Origin of the sequence: Klenkia terrae, from assembly GCF_037083865.1 — a bacterium.
Lineage (GTDB): Bacteria > Actinomycetota > Actinomycetes > Mycobacteriales > Geodermatophilaceae > Klenkia > Klenkia terrae.
The window spans coordinates 1-18,863 of the sequence record NZ_JBAPLV010000032.1; the positions used below are offsets into that span (position 1 = coordinate 1).

The window sequence follows — 18,863 nt, forward strand, 5'->3', positions numbered from 1 at the left end:
CGGTCGCTGCAACTCCCGAAGTGCTCGGGTGTTGCAGCGACCGTTAGAACCCGCCGGGGTGCGGGGCCCTCGTGCGGTCGGGGTCAGGCGACCCGGGCCCGCTCGTCCTCGACCGTGCGCAGCGCGGACCGGCCGGCGGTCCACTCCTGCAGCACCCGGGTGCCGGCGCGGGTCTCCAGCTCGAGCGCGACCGCGGCACCGAAGAGCACGTCCCGGTGCACCTGCGGCTCGTCCCGGACCAGCGAGCCGCACATGTCCACCGAGGCCACCTGCTCGTGCACGGCGTCGGCCTCGACGTGCTCGTCGTAGAACAGCGTCGCGTCCTCGCCCTTGGCCAGCCGGCGCAGCCCGGCGGCGTAGCGGCGGCTGGGCTCGGTGGAGGTCATCTCCAGCAGCGCCAGGTGGCCGAGGGTGGCGCCGCGGTGCCGGCGGTGCAGCCCGAAGAAGCTCATCGCGTTCAGCGTGGCCAGCTGCTCGGCGGGGCACACGTCGACGAACGCGCCGTGCGCGTCGTCCAGGTCGAAGGTCCGCATCAGCCGGGCGAACAGCGCCGAGTGCATCCGGACGGCGGAGCCGCCGCCGTACTCGTCGGCCTGGATCTCCACCAGCGCGGCCTTGGCCCGGCCGGTCACCCGGGGGATCGCCCAGGTGTGCGGGTCGGCCTCCTTGAGGTGGTAGACCGAGCGCAGGGTCAGGAACTCCGCCCACTGCGCCTCGTCGGCCTGCTTGGCCATGAAGGAGGACAGCGAGGGGCCGGCGTCGGCGGCGACCATGGCGGCCAGCTGGCGGTCGACGGACTCACCGGCCGGGGCGACGTCGTCCACCCAGGGGTCGGCGGCTTCGTGCATCGCGGCCTCGAAGCGGTCCTCCAGGACCGCGCGCAGGCGCAGCAGGTCCGGGTCCCACTCCCAGCGCTCGTCGACCTCGGGGAATCCCCGGTAGTGCAGCTCGTAGCAGGTGTGCAGGCTGATCTGCAGGTCGTCGTCGGCCAGGGGCACCGGGGTGCGGGCGGCCTGGTCGGCCAGGGCGAGGGTGGCCGGGGCGAGGGTCGTCCCGGACGTCAGGTCGGCGAAGAGTGCGCCGGACAGCGGTCCGCGGGGCTTCGGGAGAGGCACCGACTCCCTATGCCCACCCCAGGGGGGATCCGAACCGCCCTTACGCCGGTCAGGAAGCCAGACGGAGGGCCGGCCGGGACTCCCGGACCCAGATGCCGAAGCGGTCGTCGGCCAGGGCGGTCTCCAGGCAGGCGGCGGTGAGGGTGCACCGCGGACCGCAGGCGCAGTCGGACTCCGCGACGAGGTCGAGTTCGGGGCGCGGACGGCGTGTCGGCGTGCTGGTCATGAGTCGCTCCTGGTAGGCGGGCATGTACTCAAAGTTATCGGCAGGGGACTTGTCGATTCGTCGGCGAAGAGTGCCGAGCCGCAGGCGGCCAGCGGGCAGGTCGCGCCCGAGCGGTGGACGGCGCCCGGTGTCGTCGTCCATCCAGGCGGTCGCTGTTCACGGCCGGGAAACACGCCCGGTGCGCCGGCTGCCTAGCGTGCGGGCGACCGGGCCCGCTGGGCCCGGCACCCCGAGCCGGGAGAGCCCATGAGCGGCAACGCCGTCCGACTGCAGGCCATCAAGGACGTCGAGGCCTACGTGCCGCCGGCGGTCAGCTTCGACCTGGGGGAGGCGCCGGGTGAGGTGTTCGGGGCCAACGTCTTCTCCCGCTCGGTCATGCAGAAGCGGCTGCCCAAGTCGGTCTTCCGGTCGGTGATGGCCACCATCGACGACGCCGCGCCGCTGGACCCGCTGGTCGCCGATGCGGTGGCCTCGGCGATGAAGGACTGGGCGATGGAGAAGGGCGCGACGCACTACGCGCACGTCTTCTACCCCCTCACCGGGCTGACCGCGGAGAAGCACGACAGCTTCCTGGAGCCCGCCGGGGACGGCTCGGCGCTGGCCGAGTTCGCCGGGAAGACCCTGACCCAGGGCGAGCCCGACGCCTCCAGCTTCCCCAGCGGCGGCCTGCGGAACACCTTCGAGGCCCGCGGCTACACCGGCTGGGACGTCACCAGCCCGGCGTACGTGCTGGAGAACCCCAACGGGAACACGCTGTGCATCCCCACGGTGTTCGTCTCCATGCAGGGCGACGCGCTGGACCACAAGACCCCGCTGCTGCGCTCCCAGCAGGCGATGGCCGTCCAGGCCGAGCGGGTGCTGCGGCTGTTCGGGCACGAGGACCCGGCGGCGGTCGTGTCCTACTGCGGCGCCGAGCAGGAGTACTTCCTCGTCGACCGGCACTTCCACCTGGCCCGCCCGGACCTGCTCAACGCCGGTCGGACGCTGTTCGGCGCCAAGCCGCCCAAGGGCCAGGAGTTCGACGACCACTACTTCGGCGCGATCCCCGAGCGGGTCCTGGGCTTCATGATGGACACCGAGCGGGAGCTGTTCAAGCTCGGCATCCCGGCCAAGACCCGGCACAACGAGGTCGCCCCCGGCCAGTTCGAGATCGCCCCGATGTTCGAGCGGGCCAACGTCGCCGCCGACCACCAGCAGCTGCTGATGACCACGTTCAAGCGGATCGCCCAGAAGCACGGCATGGAGTGCCTGTTCCACGAGAAGCCCTTCGAGGGCGTCAACGGGTCGGGCAAGCACGTCAACTTCTCCCTGGGCAACGCCACCGAGGGCAACCTGCTGCTGCCGGGGGACACCCCGCACGAGAACGCCCAGTTCCTGGTGTTCTGCGCCGCGGTGATCCGGGCGGTGCACAAGTTCGGCGGCCTGCTGCGGGCCTCGGTGGCCTCGGCCAGCAACGACCACCGGCTGGGCGCCAACGAGGCCCCGCCGGCCATCATCTCGATCTTCCTGGGCGACCAGCTGGCCGACGTGTTCGACCAGGTGGCCAAGGGCGGGGCGACGTCGTCCAAGGAGAAGGGCACGCTGCTGATCGGCGTCGACACCCTCCCGGTGCTGCCCACCGACCCCGGCGACCGGAACCGCACCAGCCCGTTCGCGTTCACCGGCAACCGCTTCGAGTTCCGCGCCCCGGGCTCGGGCCAGTCCGTGGGCGGTCCGATGGTCACGCTCAACACGATCATGGCCGAGGCGCTGGACCACATCGCCACCACGCTGGAGACCTCGGTCGGTGCGGGGACGGAGTTCAACACCGCCGTCCAGAAGCTGCTCGAGGAGCTGATCGGTGACCACGGCGCCGTCGTCTTCAACGGGGACGGGTACTCCGAGGACTGGCAGGTGGAGGCCGCGGCGCGCGGCCTGCCGAACCTGCGGACGACGTTGGACGCGCTGCCCGAGCTGATCAGCGAGGACGCCGTCGAGCTCTTCAGCCGGTACGGGGTCTTCAGCCACCGCGAGATGCACAGCCGGTACGAGATCGGGCTCGAGCAGTACGCGCTGAGCATCGGGGTCGAGGCCCGGTTGACCCTGGAGATGGGGACGACGATGGTGCTGCCCGCGGCGCTGCGGTACCAGACCGAGGTGGCGACCAACCTGGCCGCGCTCAAGGCCGTGGGCGTCGAGCCGGACCTCGAGGTGCTGGCGGAGATCAGCACCCCGCTGGCAGACCTCCGGGCCGGGCTGACCGCGCTGCGGGGCGCGCTGGCCGTGGACACCGGGCATGCGGCGGTCGCCGGGGCGGAGCACGCCCGGGACGCCCTGCTGCCGGCGATGGCGGCGGTCCGGGCCGCCGCCGACCAGGTGGAGGACCTCGTCCCCGACGACCTCTGGCCGCTGCCGACCTACCAGGAGATGCTCTACGTGCTGTAGCCAGCACATTCCCGGCGCCCCCGACGGGGCGCCGGGCAGGCCTCAGCTGTCGAAGGCCGCGGCCATCCGGGCCTGCTCCTCCAGGACGTCGTTCATCCGGGCCTGGACGTCGCCCAGCCGGGCGATCTCCTCACCGGTCGCCAGGATGCCGGCCGAGACCGACCGGGTGGTCTCCTGCATGCCGGTGATGTGCTCGGAGACCCGCTGGGTCGCCCCGGCGGTCTCCCGGGCCAGCTCTTTGACCTCGTTGGCGACCACGGCGAAGCCCCGGCCCAGCTCGCCGGCGCGGGCGGCCTCGATGGTGGCGTTGAGCGCGAGCAGGTTGGTCTGGTCGGCGATCCGGCTGATGATCCGGATGACCTCGCCGACCGCCGAGGACGCCTCGTCGAGGGCGTCCACCTCCTGGGCCATGGACCGGGCCTGCGCCACCGCGGAGTCGGCGACCCGCCCGGCGTCGTCGGCGGCGTCGCGCAGCCGGTGGATCGTCTCGGACAGGGCGCGGGCGTTGGTGCTGTCGCGGTCGGCCCGCGCCAGCCCGTCCAGGCGCTGGGAGACCAGCTGGGAGACGTTGCGCAGCGCGGAGGCGCGCGAGTCCGACAGCTCGATGGTGACGGTGGTGAAGAAGTCCATCGTGCCGATCACCTCGCCGTCCACCATGACCGGGAAGCAGACGCCCGACCGCACGCCGGCCCGCTGGGCGGCGGGGGCGCGCACGCAGTCGGTCAGCTCGGCCAGGTCGCTGACGAACACCAGGTCCCGGGCCTTCCACGCCCGGCCGGACAGGCCGACGCCCTCGGCGAAGCTGGCGCTGAGGGTGACCTCGCGGAACTCGTCGCCGGCCGACCCGGACTCGGTGTCGAACCGGAGGGTGCGGGTCATCGGGTCCAGGGCCCAGTAGGAGCCGTAGGCCCAGCCGAAGGACGTGCGGACGGTCTCCAGCGCCGCGTGCAGGGCGGACCGCTCGTCGGTCGCGGCGCCGACCTCGCGGACGACGGTGGTCACCGCGCCGCGGTCGTCGACGGTCTCCTGCAGGGCGGCGCTGGCCAGGGCCGCGCGGCGGGCGTGGGTGACCAGCCGGCCGATGGCCTCCCACTTGCCGGCGCGACCGCCGAAGAAGGGGAGGGGGGCCGAGCCGTAGTACTCCAGCAGGGCCACGACGGTGCCGCCCTCCAGGACGGGCAGGATGCAGCCCTGGGTGGCCCCGCCGCGGGCGGCGGCCTCCCAGCGCAGGCAGGAGTTCCGGTCGCTGTCCGGCCCGACGAGGACCGGTCGCCCGGTGCTGGCGGCGACCCCGCCGAACCCCGCGGCAGCCCCTCCCCGCGGCAATCCCTCCCCGCGGGATCCCGGCGCGCCGGCCATCTTCTGCACGAGCGGGCCGTACTGGCCCAGCAGGTCGAAACGGTCGCCCTCGGGGACCCAGATGGCGCCGTAGGACAGGGCGAGTTCGCGGACCAGGGTCTCGGTGGTGCGCCGGAAGGCCTCGCGGTCGTCGACCACCCCGCTGTCCAGGACCTCGATCACCCGCTCGAGGGCCTCGACGTCCCGAGGGGTGCCGGTGGCCTCGGCGGGCGGTGGGGTGGGGCGGCGCAGCATCGGGGACCTCCGTCGGGGGTGTACTGCAGCCCTTATCGGCAGATCGGGTTCCGTTGCGGCGTACCTCGGACGCACGACGCCCCCGACCTCGGCGAGGTCGGGGGCGTCGGTGGTGCGGTCGATCAGGTGCGGTGGATCAGATGTCGTAGTACATCGCGAACTCTCCCCGTGTGCTTTGCCGTCGATGGTCATCGATGAAACACGCCACTGGCCTGCGCTTATGGCGTTGGGTGGGCTTGGTCCTTTGCGGGTTCGATTGGAACTCGTGCGGACTGAGTGCGGACTGGCGCCGGTGTCCACATGGGCCCTCGACGACCGGCGAGCCGGTAGTCGATCGCCGATCGCCAGCCCGCTGCTGTGCACCGTGCCGATCACCCGTGCGAGTTGTGGGCAGTCACCGATCACCTGCCAGCTGGCTACACTGCCGAGCATGGCAACGATGGGGCCGACCCGTATGCGCGACTCCCAAGGGCTCGCGGCCAACCTGCTGAAGCTTGCCCGGGCCAAGACCGGTGTCTCGCAGGCCCAGATGGCAGCGCTTGCAGGTGTGCCGCGCTCAACGGTGGAGCGGATCGAGGCAGGAACCCGCCAACCGTCGCTGCCGACGTTGGGCAGACTGCTCGCGGCCGTGGATCTGGACATGCGGATTCGTCTGGAGCCCTACGACGACCACGACGATGTCCTGGATGCCAACTACGCCGCTATGACGCCTGAGCGGCGCGCCGCCACCGATGCCCGGCATGAGGCGATGGTTGCCCTGGTGGACGCCGGCAGAGCCGCGCAGCGGTGACTGACGTCGACGATCCCACCGAACCGGAGGTGTTCGACGCCGAGCCGATTCTGGCGGTGCTCGACCGCCACGGAGTGGAGTACGTGATCGTCGGCGGCTACGCCGCCCGGGTGCATGGGTCCACACGGCCCACCCGCGATGTCGACGTCACCCCGGCGACAACCCAAGAGAACCTGGATCGGCTCGCCGCTGCACTGCGGGAGCTCGACGCGCGCATCCGCACCGACGCCGTCCCCGACGGGCTGCCTTTCAGCACCTCGGGGGAGGCCCTGATCGGGCATCGGATGCTCAACCTGCAGACTCGGCACGGCGAACTTGACCTCACCATCCGCCCAGCCGGCTTCGAGGGCGGATACGACGAGCTGGTTGTGCGCTCGATCCAGCGCTCCATCGGCCAGATCCAGGTACGGGTCGCCGCGCTGGAAGACGTCATCCGCTCCAAGGAGATCGCCGCGCGGGACAAGGACATCCGCGCACTGCCCGAGCTGTACCGGCTGGCCGATATCAACCAGCGACCGCCGACGTTTCCGGGGGAATCGCAAGCGGCCGGCCGAACGGCGACCGAGCGCGTCACCCCAGCGGACTGAATTGCGGACGCCAAGGCGGCCCGCCGACCGCCCGACCATGGCCGGGGTCGCTGAGTAGCCTTTCGCCATTGGCCCCTGCGACTGCTGGTAGCTCGAACCGTCTGTTGCAAGTGTTCACGCGGAACGGTGCGGTTCGCTGGCGGCTCGCCGCTCGGGGGCGGTCCTGCGGGTCAGTAGAGGTAGCGGTCGATGCCGGAGCCGTGCGCCCACATGTGGTTCATGCGGTCGGCGGTGCGGGCGTGGGCGGCTTCCTCGGCGTAGTTGAGCACGCAGTCGGTGCCGGGCGGGGTGGCCCGCAGCCGGGCGGTGATCAGGTGGGTGTCGTCGGTGGGAGAGAGGTCGAGCAGGCCGGCCAGGCGTGCAAGGAGCGAGACCAGCTCTGTGCGGTCAGCCCGGCGGTAGCCGCCGGCGAGCTGCTCGGCGTATGCGTCGACCAGCTCGCCGATGTCGGGATCCAGTCCGGGGTGGCCGAGGGCGGCGGCGGTCGCGGCGAGGAGGTCGGTGTCGGCGGCGGTCAGGGTGAGCGCGGTCATCGGCGCGTGCTCGTAGCGGCCGTCCGGGGCGAGCAGCCGGCCGCACCCTGGTCCCCGGGACTGCGTGGGTGCGAGGGCGGTGAGCAGCCGCTGCACGGCGCCGAGGGCGACCCGGTCGGCCAATGGCGCCGGCAACCGCAGCGGTTCCGTGTCGGTGCCGGGATCCCGCCGGTCGTCGTCCTCCCACGTGCCCAGGCACAGCAGGATCTCCTCCAGGGCGCGCAGCGGCGCCAGCGGCTCGCCGTCGAGGTCGACGACGAGCACGGTGCGCTGCCCTACCGGGGTTCCGCCGCTCGGTCCGGGGTGGCCGGTCGGCCGCTCAGTCACGGACCGACCACCGCTCGGTGGCCGACCCGGCCGTCAGGCCAGTCACCCGGCCGATGTCGGCCCACGAGGCACCGGCCACGACCGCGGCGCGGACCGCCTCATCCAGGGCGCGGGCGGCGGCTGCCTGCCGGGCGGCGGTCGCCTCGACCTCCTCGAGGGCTTGCCATCCGGCGATGTGGCGGCGCCATTCGGTCATCACCAGGGTCTCGTCGGCGGCCTCCAAATCGGCCCACGGGCCTGTGACGGCGAGCCGCCGCGCCGCCGGGTCGGCCAGCTCCCATTCGGTCACGCGGGTCCAGGGGGTGCCGCGCCAGCCGCAGGTGCAGCCGGCGACCCAGCCGACCACCTCCGCGTCCGGACGCCACTCCTCCGCCTGCTCGATCGCCTCGAGGCGGACCTGGCCGCTGGTGCGGGGGTGCACGATCCCGTCGCCGCGGATGAGCGTGCTGTCCTGCCAGAGTCCCTCGGCGGTGGAGCCGTCGCGGTAGGTCAGCCGCACCCGGTCGCCGTTGCAGGGCCCGTCGTCGGGCGGGCGGGCTATCAGCCGGCCGCGGGCGCTGCTGGTGCCGGCGCCCTGCGCGCCGTCGGCGAACAGCGGCACCACCCAGCCTTCATGCTCCTGGCCGTCCACGACCGGGCCCATCCATCCCATCGCTCCTCCTCTGGGTGCGTGTGGGCAGCGTCGACGTTGCGGCGCTGGCCCGGCCTGTCCCGGTCGGCTTCTGTGGATGCCCCTTCGCTGTCCACAGCCGGTGGTGGCACCGACCTCACCGCGTGCCCGGCGTCCGAAAGCGGCCCCAGGCCCGTCCCGCAGCTGTCCGGCGGCGGTGGCTATCGGCGCGGGGACTGGTCTGCTTGTGCGTCGATCCAGGTCCGCAGGTCGGCGCGGCGGTAGAGGACGCGCCGGCCGAGTCGGAAGCTGTTCGGGCCGGTGCCGAGGTGTCGCCAGTACCGGAGGGTCGCGACAGGCGCGCGGAGCACCTCCGCGGCCTCGGTGATGGTGAGCAGCTCCGGCTCGTGGTCGGCGGTCGGGTCGGGCATGGCTGGCTCCCGGGGGTCGTCGGTGGCGGTGCCTTCACCACAGAAGGCGCCATTTCGGGCCCGGTGGTGACACTTCACAGCCAGCTTTCTCGAGCTGTCTCCGGTTCTTCTCCTGCAGCGGCCACCGTTGGCGCCTGATCTGCCAGCGACGGGCCGGCATCTGTCGACGCCGGAGGGGTCGGGCGCCCGGGACAGTTGGTGGGCAGCGCTCGGTCCTGCGGTCGGGCCCGCCCCCCGTCCCGTCCCGATCCGGGGTCTGCCGAGCCCGTCTGTAGGTCGTCTCCGGCCGATGCCCGGTCGTCCGCCGCGACGCCGTCACTGCCACGCCCGCGCTCGGGCAGCACGCTCGCCGGTCGCCGCGACAGTCGGAGAACCCGTGTGCCGACGGGGACTGGAGAACTACTGGAGGTTGGTCAAGTCCGCTGGCGTGGTGTGTGACGGCTGACGCGTGATCTTCTCGTTGGTCATGCGCTGAGGGCGGGGATGGTCACCTCCTCGGTGGCGGTGTTCGTGTCGGGAACGGGTCGGATGCGGCAGCGGGCAAGGACGTCGAGGCCGAGGTAGCGGCGGCCTTCGGTCCATTCGTCGTGCTGTTCGGCGAGCACGGCGCCGACCAGGCGGATGAGGGCGTCGCGGTCGGGAAAGATGCCGACCACGTCGGTGCGCCGGCGGATCTCCCGGTTGAGCCGCTCGCTGGGGTTGTTGCTCCAGATCTGCCGCCAGACCTCCTTGGGGAAGGCGGTGAAGGCCAGCACGTCGGCGCGGGCGGCCTCGAGGTGCTCGGCCACCTTCGGGAGCTTGTCGGCCAGGGCGTCGAGCACCCGGTCGAACTGGGCGTGCACGGAGGCGGCGTCAGGCTGGTCGTAGACGGAGTGCAGCAGCGCCCGTACCCACGGCCAGGACGCCTTTGGAGTCGCCGCCATCAAGTTCGCCGCGTAGTGAGTCCGACACCTCTGCCAGCCGGCACCGGGCAGGGTGGCGCCGATCGCGGTCACCAGGCCGGCGTGCGCGTCGGAGGTGACCATCTGCACGCCGGTCAGGCCGCGGGCGGTCAGGTCCCGGAAGAACGCCAGCCAGCCGGCGCCGTCCTCGGACGAGGTGACCTGCAGGCCCAGGATCTCCCGGTGCCCGTCGCCGTTGACCCCGGTGGCGACCAGGGCGTGCACGTTGACCACCCGGCCGCCCTCACGGACCTTGAGCACGAGGGCGTCGGCGGCCAGGAAGGTGTAGGGGCCGGCGTCCAGCGGGCGGTGCCGGAAGTCGGCCACCTGGGCGTCGAGATCCTTGGCCATCTCGCTGACCTGCGACTTCGAGAGCCGGGTGATGCCCAGGGACTCCACCAGCTTCTCCATCCTCCGGGTGCTCACGCCGAGCAGGTAGCAGGTGGCCACCACGGTGGTCAGCGCCCGCTCCGCCCGTCGGCGGCGCTCCAGCAGCCAGTCCGGGAAGTACGACCCGGCACGCAGCTTCGGGATTGCGAGATCGAGGGTGCCGGCGCGGGTGTCGAACTCCCGGCCCCGGTAGCCGTTGCGCACGTTGGTGCGCTCGGTCGAGCGGGCCCCGTACTCGGCGCCGCAGACCGCGTCGGCCTCCGCCGACATCAGCGTGTTGATGAAGGTGGTCAGCATCTGGCGCAGCAGATCAGGGCTGGCCTGGGCCAGTTGCTCGGACAGGAAGTGGGCAGGGTCGATACTGCTCGGAGCGGTCATCGCGTTGGTCTCCTGAAGCACTGTGGTAGGTCTTCAAGAAGATCACGCGGTGGCCGCCTCTACGTCCAAGGCTCGCTGGTCACGAGCCCGTCGCACACCACTCTGGTGGACGCCACTGTCAACCGAGTCGGCCCACTGGTGGGTCCTGCTCACCAAGATCGGCTCTCTGAGGCAGGTTGCAGGTACCCCAGGGGGTATGTACCGTTGTCTGCGTGGACATCCCCCAGAGCGAGCTCGTCGACGTGATCAAGCGCCTGAAGCGCGTTGAGGGCCAGATCGGCGGCATCGTCCGCATGATCGAGGACGGGCGGGACTGCTCGGCCGTGGTCACCCAGCTCGCCGCGGCATCCAAGGCGCTGAGCAGGGCCGGCTTCGCGGTGGTCTCCACGGGGATGCGCTACTGCTCCACCTCCGAGGATGGCAAGGCGCGCGAGGTCGATCTGCGCGAACTCGAGCGGCTGTTTCTGTCCTTGGCCTGACCGCCGACCCTGCGAGAGGACCCGATGAACCTCGTCCCACAGGTGACCCCCGCCCATCTGAGCGTCGTCCGCGACAACGTGGCCGTTCTCGACGTCCGCGAGCCGGAGGAGGTCGCCTGCGGCCAAATCCCCGGCAGCACCAACATCCCGCTCGGTCAGCTGCCCGCCAGGCTCGACGAGCTGGATCCTCGCAGGTCGATCGTGGTCGTCTGCCAGAGCGGGCGGCGCAGCCAGCGGGCCGCCGAGTTGTTGACCGTCGCCGGGTTCATGGTCAGCAACCTGACGGGTGGCATGAACGACTGGGTCAGCGACGGCTGGCCGACTGTCGGCTCCCCCATTTCTGATCTTTATACCCTGCCCCGTTCGGTAGAGGAGGCCGGGCATGTCGGCTCCGAAGGGCCGGACCCGGCCGACCTCTCCAAACCCCGCATCGTCGATCTGGCCGAGTTGGGCCGCCGTCTTCTCGTCCGCGAGTGGGTGGTCGATATCCGCACCCGTACCGCGTTCGCCGCCGGCCACCTGCCCGGCGCGCTCAACTTCGAGTTGAGTGACGACTTCGCGACCTACCTGGGCCGGCTCTACGACTGGGGTGCGCCGCTGACCCTCATCGCCGACACCCGGGCGCAGATCGCCGACGCGCGCCGCCGACTGATGCGGGTCGGTATCCACCGAATCAACGGAGCCGCGATCGGCCGCCCCGAGGAGCTCACCGGCGGACGCCCCGTGGCCTCCTATCCGGTCACCGACTTCGCCGGACTCGCGCAGGCCATGGCGGCCGGGACGCCGACCGTCCTCGATGTGCGCCGCCTCGACGAGCGCGCCGCCGGCGGTGTGCGCGGCTCCCTGCACGTGCCTGTCGACCATCTGCGGGTCCGCCTCGGCCGCGTGCCCCAGCCTGAGGTCTGGGTCTACAGCGGGTCGGGCTACCGCGCGTCGATCGCCGCCTCCATCCTCGCCCGCGCCGGGTACCACCCGATCCTCGTGGACGGGCCCTACGACGACCGGGAGACCGGCGCCGCCGCCGTCGGGCTCCATGCACCGCCACGCCCAGACGACCGGACCATGGAGGAAGACGCCACTCATGTGTAGAGCAGTCGCGTGCCGGACCTGCGGCAAGACCACGTGGGCCGGCTGCGGTCAGCACGTGGACCAGGTCATGCGTGGCGTACCAACTAACCACCGCTGCCCCGGTCACTACGACGACGGCTCCGCGCCGGGCTGGCTTGCGCGGCTGTTCTCCCGCCGGTGACTGGCCGGTCCGGTGACGCTCGCCGGACCGCCGAACCGCGCCGGCGCCATGATCATCGCCCGCGCCTTCCGACTTCGTCGAGGCGCTGGCGGGCACCCGGCCTCAAATGCGCCAGCTTCGAGATCACCGCGCCGGTCTGCGGCAGTGGTGGTCGACGAGGACGGCGGCACGCGCTAGCTCATGAGGTTGAACCGGAGCGGTCATTCCGCTCCCTGGCCGGCCCTGCGGCACCCCTGGCAAGACCCCCGCAACTGAAAGAGGAGTCAACGTGGATCCGAAGACCGTCAACAGCCGTCGTGATCAGGTGCAACTGCTCGACGTCCGAGAGGACGACGAGTGGAGCGCCGGGCGTATCGACGGCGCGACGCACATTCCCCTGAGCCAGCTTCCGGCCCGCCTCGGCGAGCTCGACCGGGACCGGACCGTCGTCACCGTTTGTCGTAGCGGCGGTCGCGCAGGCAAGGCCGCCGAGCTCCTCGGTGGGTCCGGGTGGACCGCCGAGGTCATGGACGGGGGCATGACTGCCTGGGCGAAGGCCGGCCTGCCGGTCGCCACGCCCGACGGGGCCCCCGGCCACGTCGCCTGAGCCACCACTCGACCTCCATCACCCAGCGCGCAGCACATGCCTACGGAAGGACAACCCATGATCCAGATCGAGACGATCGAGACATCCAGCCTCGGCGACCGCAGCTACCTGGCCAGTGACGGCGAAATCGCCGTCGTGGTCGACCCCCAGCGGGACATTGACCGGGTCCTGGACCTGGTCGACAAGCGCGGAGTCCGAGTGACCCACGTCCTGGAGACGCACATCCACAACGACTACGTCACCGGCGGGCTGGAGCTGGCCCAGCGCACCGGTGCCGCCTACGTGGTGCCCGCCGACAGCGGCGCAGAGTTCGACCACCTGCCGGCCGGCGACGGCGAGGAGTTCCAGGCCGGTCGGATGCGGCTGCGGGCATTGCACACCCCCGGACACACCCACCACCACATGAGCTACGCACTGGAGAACGCCGACGGAGACGTCGAGGCGGTGTTCACCGGCGGTTCGATGCTCTACGGCTCCACCGGGCGAACCGACCTGGTCAGCCCCGAGGACACCGTGGGCCTGACCCACGCGCAATACCACTCGGTGCAGCGGCTCGCCCGCGAACTCCCCGCGGAAACCGGAGTCTTTCCCACCCACGGGTTCGGCAGCTTCTGCTCGGCCACGCCCACCAGCGGAACGGCGTCCACCGTCGGCGAGCAGAGGCGGGTCAACCCCGCCCTGACGTCGGCCGAGCAGGACTACGTCGACACGCTGCTGGCCGGGCTGGACGCCTTTCCCGCCTACTACGCCCACATGGGGCCGATTAATCGGCAGGGCCCGCCGCCGGTGGACCTGTCCCTGCCCCAGCTCGTCGACCCGGCGGAGCTGCGCCGGCGGATCGAGGCCGGTGAGTGGGTGGTCGACCTGCGGGAGCGCACCGCCTTCGCGGCCGGACACCTGACCGACTCGCTGAACTTCGAGCTGGGCGACAACTTCGTCACCTACCTCGGCTGGCTCTACCGGTGGGGTGCGCCGCTGACCCTGATCGGCGAGAGCGACGAGCAGGTCGCCGAGGCGCGCCGGCAGCTGGTTCGAATCGGCGTCGACGAGCTGGCTGGTGCCGCAGTCGGGAACATCGAGACGCTGGCCGACGGGGCACAGCTCCGCTCCTACGAGGTGAGTGACTTCCCCGGTCTCGCCGAAGCCGTCCGCCTGGGGCCGGTGCAGGTCCTCGATGCGCGCCGCGACGACGAACGCGCCCAGGGCGGGGTGCGCGACTCCCAGCACATCCCGTTGCACGAACTCAACGACCGCATCGGCGAGGTGCCCGAGGGCGAGGTGTGGGTGTACTGCGGCTCGGGCTACCGGGCGTCCATCGCGGCCTCGGTCCTGGACCGCCCCGGTCGCCAGGTCGTCCTCATCAACGACTCGTACGGCGCTGCGGCCGAGGCGGGCCTCGAAGACGAGTGCCCTACCGAAGGGGCCGGATCTCCCACTGCCTGAACCACCACCGTCCGCCCCGACATCGCCGCACTTCCTGAAGGACACCCATGACGCCCGCCCCTGACCGCCTCGACGCCCACACGGTCATCGACTGGATCCGCGACCCCGACGCCGTCACGGTGATCGACGTCCGCAGCCCGGCGGAGTTCGAGACCGCTCATGTCGCCGGCTCCTACAACGTGCCACTCACCCTGCTCGGGGAGCACGCCGATCAGTTGGCCGCCCGGCTGGACCGCCAGGTCGTGCTGGTCTGCGCCTCCGGGGCCCGCGCCGCGGAGGCCCGGCAGCGGCTGGCGGGAGTCGGCGCCGACCACGTCCACGTCCTGGACGGTGGTATCGGCGCCTACGCCGCGGCCGGCGGTGAGGTCGTGCGTGGGCGGGCCCGCTGGCCGATGGAGCGGCAGGTCCGCCTCCTCGCCGGCTCCCTCGTCGTGGCCGGGGTCGCCCTCGGCTGGCGCGCCCCGAAGGCCTCCCTGCTCGCCGGCGGCGTGGGCGCCGGGCTCACCGCCTCCGCCCTGACTGACACGTGCACGATGGCGCGCCTGCTCTCGGTGCTGCCCTACAACCGCGGGCCGCGCGAGCTGACCGCCGGCGAGATCCTCGGCCGGCTGCCGGGCGCGCAGCAGGCGGCCTGATGGGCAGCCGGCGCGGACGAGAGCCCACACTGCGGGACACGAGGTGATGGCCGCGGCGCTGGGTCTGGGCCTCATCATCGGGATGCTGCTGGGACTGCTCGGCGGCGGGGGTTCCATCCTCGCCGTCCCGGCGCTGGTGTACGGCGTGGGGATGCCGCTGGCCGCTGCAGTGCCGACCTCGCTGGTCGTCGTCGGAATCTCCTCGGCTACGGCGCTGATTCCCCGGCTGCGCGTGGGGCAGGTGCGGTGGCGTCTGGCGGCCGTGTTCGGCGCTGCCGGTGCCGGCGCTGCCTTCGCCGGCGCGGCGGTCAACCGGCTGCTGGAGCCGCGGGTGGTCCTGGTCGGCTTCGCCGCGATGATGGTCGCCGCCGGCGTGCGGATGCTGCGGGAGCAGACAACGGTCGGCGGCGACTGCGCCCTTCCCGGCGGCGGCATCAACTGGCGCGGTTGCCTGCCCAAGGCCATCGGCTCCGGCGTGGTCGTCGGGTTCCTCACCGGCTTGTTCGGGGTCGGCGGCGGATTCCTCATCATCCCCGCGCTGGTGCTGCTCCTGGGTCTGCCGATGACGATCGCGGTCGGCACCTCGCTGGTCATCATCGTGATCAACTCCCTGGCCGGGTTCACCGCCCACACCGGGGACGCCGCGCTGGACTACCGGATCGCGCTGGCCTTCACTGCGGCTGCGGTGGTCGGCTCGCTGGCCTCGGCGCGGGTGGCCTCCCGGCTGCCGGCGGAACGGCTGCGCCGCTGGTTCGCCTACCTGGTGTTCGCCGTCGCCGCGTTCGTCGTCGTTCAGGCGCTGATCAACCCGTCCGCGGCCGGTTGAGACCATCAACCGTCGGCGCGACGCAGCAGGGGACGTGGGCCGCACCACGGCGGTTGCGACGCGGACCGTGAGATGGCACCCCGCACCGGGCGGCTGCCCGCATGTGGCCGAGCATGACGATGAGGACGAGGAGACATCATGATGGGGAACGGCATGGGCATGGGCATGGGCTGGGGCTGGCTCTTCTGGCTGCTGGTGCTCGTCGGGATCGTGCTGGTGATCGTCGTCGCGGTGACGGCGGTCGGCGGCGGCACCCGCCGGGAGGGGAACACTTCCCGCGCGGAAGGCGGGCGGCCGGGCCGGAGCCGTGCCCGGGACGTGCTCGACGAGCGCTACGCCCGCGGCGAGCTGACCACCGAGGAGTACCGCGAGCGGCTGACCGCACTGGGGGAGAACCAGTAGTGCAGCCGATCAGCCGCCGCCGCGCCCTGCAACTGGGCGGACTGGGCCTGCTCAGCGCCGTCGTCGGGGGCGCCGGCCTGACGTGGCAGTCGGCCGCCGGATTCGAGCCCGCGCCCGGGCGCGCGCTGACCCAGCCGGACGTGCTTCGCAGCCGCGGCGGCCGTCTCCGGGTGACCCTGCGAGCGGCTCAGGGGCCGACCAGGGTCGCCGGGCGGGAGGCCACCATGTTGAGCTACAACGGCGGCCTGCCCGGGCCGACGCTCTACCTGCAGCCCGGTGACCGGCTGCAGGTGCGGCTGACCAACGATCTCGACGCCCCGACCAACCTTCACGTGCACGGCCTGCACGTCTCCCCGCTGGACAACGGCGACAACGTGTTCATCGCCGTGCAACCGGGGGAGTCCTTCGACTACGACTACCAGCTCCCCGCCGACCATCCCCCCGGCGTGTACTGGTACCACCCGCACCACCACGGCATGGTCGCCGACCAGGTCTTCGGTGGCCTCTACGGCGCGATCGTCGTCGGCGACCCCGAGCCGGTGCCGGCGACCCGCGAGCGGGTGCTGGTGATCTCCGATCTGTCCCTGGACGGGTCCGGCCAGGTCGCCGCGCCGTCGGCGATGGCGCGGATGGCCGGGCGGGAAGGGCAGCTGGTCCTGGTCAACGGCCAGTCGCGACCGGTGCTCACCGCCCGCCCGGGCGAACGGGAACGCTGGCGGATCGTCAACGCCTGCTCGTCCCGCTACGTGCGGCTGCGCCTGGACGGGCAGCAGCTGCAGCTGCTCGGCGTCGACTCCGGCCGCTACCCCGAACCACGCGACGTCAACGAGATCGTGCTGGCCACCGGCAACCGGGCCGACCTGCTCGTCACGGCGGCGGAGGGTTCCAGCGTCCTGGAGTCGCTGCCCTACGACCGCGGCGGGATGGGCGGCATGATGGGCGGCATGATGGGCGGCGGCTCGACATCGTCCGGCGGCGGAGCGATCGCCCTGGCGACCCTGGACGTCGCGGGCGCCGCGGTGGCCGCACTGCCTCCCGTGCCCGCCCAGCCCGCACCGCGTGACCTGCGCGGCCTGACCGTCGCCGGCCGGCGCGAACTGATCTTCGCGATGGGCATGGGCATGGGCATGGGCGGCGGCGGCATGCAGTTCACCATCGACGGCAAGGTGTTCGACCCCGAACGGGTCGACCAGGCCGTGCAGGTGGGCACCGTGGAGGAGTGGACGCTGACCAACGCCTCCTCCATGGACCATCCGGTGCACCTGCACGTCTGGCCCATGCAGGTCATCGCCGAGGGCGGCCAGCCCCTCGACGAGGTCAGGTGGCGCGACGTCGTCAACGTCCCCCCGGGCGGCCAGGTGACGGTGCGCATCGCCTTCGACCGCTACCCCGGCCGCACCGTGTACCACTGCCACGTCCTCGACCACGAGGACGACGGCATGATGGGCGTCCTGACCGCGACCTGAACCATGGCGCTGCTCTCCGACCGGAGCCCACGAACAGAGGCTGCTCTTCCCGGTGATTCGACGGACGGTTCTGCCCCGTTTCTCTTCAGGGGGGAGCGCGTCCGGGCGCCTTCTGCGTGTCCGCACCGATCGTGTGCCCCGGCCGGCCCGGGCAGGTGGTCGTCAGCCGCCGAACCATCGCTGCGCACGGACTGATCCGAAGCGCCGTTTCTCCTCGGCGACTTCGGCGGACGGGGCGGTGAACACTGCGGTGGGCCCCGCTCCGGACAGGAAGTCGACGTCGACCTTGGCGACGGTTCCGCCGCCGGTCTCGATATAGCAGACCGCCGCTCCGTTGTACGGCGGCGGTTGGGGCCTCCCCTTGAGCGTGGCGACCAGTACGTCGGCGAGTGTCGCTGCCTCTCCTTCGGCGATGGTCCCAGCTCGGGGGACGGGAGCGCTGGTGACGTCCCCGACCGCATAGACGTCGGGGAACCGGGTGGCGAAGGTGGCCGGGTCCACCGGGATCCAGCCGTCCTCGGTGAGGCCGGCGTCGAGCACCACTGCGGGGGCGCGGTGTACCGGGACCGCCAGAAAGAGGTCATACGGCAGCCTGCGGCCGTCGGCGAGGTGGGCCACCTTGGCTGCAGGGTCGAGACGCTCAACCTGGGACGACGGCCAGTGCTCGATGCCCCTCTCGGCGAGCATCGACACGATCGCCGCCGAGGTTTCCTCTGACACCGGAATCGGCGACCCGAGCGGGTTGACCAGGTAGATGGTGACGGCGTCGCGCACGCCCCGCTCACTGAGGTAGTCATGGAGCATCAGCGCGGCCTCATTTGGTGCCGGCGGGCACTTGAAGACCGGGCCCAGTACCCCGATGACGGCGACGCCGGCCTGGAAGGACGGCAGCACGTTCGCGACGCGTTCGGCTCCTTGTGTGGAGTAGAACTCGTGGCCGCCTTCCACGAGTCCAGGGGTGGCGCCCGGATCGAGGTCCGCTCCGAGCGCGACGACGAGAATGTCGGCGTCGTACGTCGCCCGATCGGTCCGGACACGCCGGGCCTTCGGGTCGATCGACAGTACGGTCTCCTGCCGGAACTGCACATTTGGCTTGGCGATGTCCCGGTAGTACAGGCACACCTCGTCGGGACTGCGCCTACCGAACATCACGTCGAGCTTGGCGAATCCGAAGATGAACGAGTCGCTCTGATCGATGAGCGTGACGCGAACGTCGTCGGCGAGGTCTTCGGCGAGCCGAGCCGACAGCTCCAGCCCGCCGAAGCCGGCCCCGAGAATCACTACATGAGCAGCCACGATCAGACGCTACCGCCTCGTGGCGAGGCGCAAACGGGTGCACAGCAGGAGCGGAACCCGATCACTGCCCCATCGGGGTCCATCACTCGACCTTCCAGCTCGAAGCCCCGAGGGCGCCGCGTCCGATCGTCCGGCG

General features: G+C 71.7%; 19 protein-coding genes. 11 read left to right on the plus strand and 8 right to left on the minus strand.

Annotated elements, in window-relative coordinates; translation table 11 throughout:
• Positions 1 to 83: 83 nt before the first annotated feature.
• Together UXQ13_RS20780 and UXQ13_RS20785 are read right to left on the minus strand one after the other, a co-directional pair.
• A complete protein-coding gene (locus UXQ13_RS20780; RefSeq protein WP_225232097.1) occupies positions 84 to 1,115 on the minus strand; it encodes an iron-containing redox enzyme family protein in 1,032 nt (343 codons plus the stop codon).
• A gap of 49 nt (positions 1,116 to 1,164) precedes the next feature.
• A complete protein-coding gene (locus tag UXQ13_RS20785; RefSeq protein WP_225232096.1) occupies positions 1,165 to 1,341 on the minus strand; it encodes a hypothetical protein in 177 nt (58 codons plus the stop codon).
• 246 nt (positions 1,342 to 1,587) lie between these two features.
• On the opposite strand from UXQ13_RS20785, the gene UXQ13_RS20790 reads away from it, so the two are divergent.
• Positions 1,588 to 3,765: a glutamine synthetase III family protein gene (locus UXQ13_RS20790; RefSeq protein ID WP_225232095.1), complete on the plus strand. Its 2,178-nt coding sequence runs from the start codon at positions 1,588 to 1,590 to the stop codon at positions 3,763 to 3,765.
• Positions 3,766 to 3,807: 42 nt separating this feature from the next.
• Here UXQ13_RS20790 and UXQ13_RS20795 read toward each other — a convergent pair whose 3' ends face one another.
• On the minus strand, positions 3,808 to 5,358 hold the full coding sequence (locus tag UXQ13_RS20795) for a methyl-accepting chemotaxis protein (RefSeq protein ID WP_318249956.1): 1,551 nt from the start codon (positions 5,356 to 5,358) through the stop codon (positions 3,808 to 3,810).
• A gap of 430 nt (positions 5,359 to 5,788) precedes the next feature.
• Here UXQ13_RS20795 and UXQ13_RS20800 point away from each other — a divergent pair, with 430 nt between their 5' ends.
• Both UXQ13_RS20800 and UXQ13_RS20805 read left to right on the plus strand, forming a co-directional pair.
• Positions 5,789 to 6,148, plus strand: coding sequence for a helix-turn-helix transcriptional regulator (locus tag UXQ13_RS20800; protein WP_225232094.1), 360 nt, complete (start codon positions 5,789 to 5,791; stop codon positions 6,146 to 6,148).
• The gene (locus UXQ13_RS20805) at positions 6,145 to 6,735 is read left to right on the plus strand and encodes a nucleotidyltransferase domain-containing protein (protein ID WP_225232093.1); all 591 of its coding nucleotides are present in this window, start codon (positions 6,145 to 6,147) and stop codon (positions 6,733 to 6,735) included. Before UXQ13_RS20800 ends, UXQ13_RS20805 begins: the two co-directional genes overlap by 4 nt.
• 170 nt (positions 6,736 to 6,905) lie before the next feature.
• Here UXQ13_RS20805 and UXQ13_RS20810 read toward each other — a convergent pair whose 3' ends face one another.
• The 4 genes from UXQ13_RS20810 to UXQ13_RS20825 all read right to left on the minus strand — a co-directional run bounded on the left by UXQ13_RS20810 (position 6,906) and on the right by UXQ13_RS20825 (position 10,345).
• Positions 6,906 to 7,532: a LuxR family transcriptional regulator gene (locus UXQ13_RS20810; RefSeq protein ID WP_225232092.1), complete on the minus strand. Its 627-nt coding sequence runs from the start codon at positions 7,530 to 7,532 to the stop codon at positions 6,906 to 6,908.
• Between the two features lie 55 nt (positions 7,533 to 7,587).
• Complete coding sequence (locus UXQ13_RS20815) at positions 7,588 to 8,247, minus strand: hypothetical protein (RefSeq protein ID WP_225232091.1); 660 nt, start codon at positions 8,245 to 8,247, stop codon at positions 7,588 to 7,590.
• Between the two features lie 179 nt (positions 8,248 to 8,426).
• The gene (locus UXQ13_RS20820) at positions 8,427 to 8,636 is read right to left on the minus strand and encodes a helix-turn-helix transcriptional regulator (RefSeq protein WP_225232090.1); all 210 of its coding nucleotides are present in this window, start codon (positions 8,634 to 8,636) and stop codon (positions 8,427 to 8,429) included.
• 464 nt (positions 8,637 to 9,100) lie between these two features.
• Positions 9,101 to 10,345 (minus strand): IS256 family transposase, encoded by a 1,245-nt coding sequence (locus UXQ13_RS20825; protein WP_225232089.1) that lies wholly within the window; start codon positions 10,343 to 10,345, stop codon positions 9,101 to 9,103.
• A gap of 212 nt (positions 10,346 to 10,557) precedes the next feature.
• Between UXQ13_RS20825 and UXQ13_RS20830 the strand changes: the two genes are divergently transcribed.
• From UXQ13_RS20830 to UXQ13_RS20865, 8 genes are all read left to right on the plus strand, one after another.
• Positions 10,558 to 10,824 carry a metal-sensitive transcriptional regulator gene (locus UXQ13_RS20830; protein ID WP_225232088.1) on the plus strand — a complete coding sequence of 89 codons (267 nt, stop codon included), beginning with the start codon at positions 10,558 to 10,560 and terminating at the stop codon, positions 10,822 to 10,824.
• 24 nt (positions 10,825 to 10,848) lie between these two features.
• Entirely contained in the window at positions 10,849 to 11,913 is a 1,065-nt protein-coding gene (locus UXQ13_RS20835; protein ID WP_225232087.1) for a rhodanese-like domain-containing protein, read from the plus strand.
• 428 nt (positions 11,914 to 12,341) lie between these two features.
• Positions 12,342 to 12,659, plus strand: coding sequence for a rhodanese-like domain-containing protein (locus tag UXQ13_RS20840; protein ID WP_225232086.1), 318 nt, complete (start codon positions 12,342 to 12,344; stop codon positions 12,657 to 12,659).
• 57 nt (positions 12,660 to 12,716) lie between these two features.
• The gene (locus UXQ13_RS20845; RefSeq protein WP_225232085.1) at positions 12,717 to 14,102 is read left to right on the plus strand and encodes an MBL fold metallo-hydrolase; all 1,386 of its coding nucleotides are present in this window, start codon (positions 12,717 to 12,719) and stop codon (positions 14,100 to 14,102) included.
• Positions 14,103 to 14,149: 47 nt separating this feature from the next.
• The gene (locus UXQ13_RS20850; protein WP_225232084.1) at positions 14,150 to 14,737 is read left to right on the plus strand and encodes a rhodanese-like domain-containing protein; all 588 of its coding nucleotides are present in this window, start codon (positions 14,150 to 14,152) and stop codon (positions 14,735 to 14,737) included.
• Positions 14,738 to 14,783: 46 nt separating this feature from the next.
• Positions 14,784 to 15,563, plus strand: a complete 780-nt coding sequence (locus UXQ13_RS20855; RefSeq protein ID WP_225232083.1) for a sulfite exporter TauE/SafE family protein — start codon at positions 14,784 to 14,786, stop codon at positions 15,561 to 15,563.
• 138 nt (positions 15,564 to 15,701) lie between these two features.
• The gene (locus UXQ13_RS20860; protein WP_225232082.1) at positions 15,702 to 15,965 is read left to right on the plus strand and encodes an SHOCT domain-containing protein; all 264 of its coding nucleotides are present in this window, start codon (positions 15,702 to 15,704) and stop codon (positions 15,963 to 15,965) included.
• Positions 15,965 to 17,431 (plus strand): multicopper oxidase family protein, encoded by a 1,467-nt coding sequence (locus tag UXQ13_RS20865; RefSeq protein ID WP_225232081.1) that lies wholly within the window; start codon positions 15,965 to 15,967, stop codon positions 17,429 to 17,431. The genes UXQ13_RS20860 and UXQ13_RS20865 overlap by 1 nt, the downstream gene beginning before the upstream one ends.
• A gap of 162 nt (positions 17,432 to 17,593) precedes the next feature.
• Here the strand turns inward: UXQ13_RS20865 and UXQ13_RS20870 are convergent, their stop codons facing one another.
• Entirely contained in the window at positions 17,594 to 18,727 is a 1,134-nt protein-coding gene (locus UXQ13_RS20870) for an NAD(P)/FAD-dependent oxidoreductase (protein WP_225232080.1), read from the minus strand.
• Between the last annotated feature and the right edge of the window lie 136 nt (positions 18,728 to 18,863).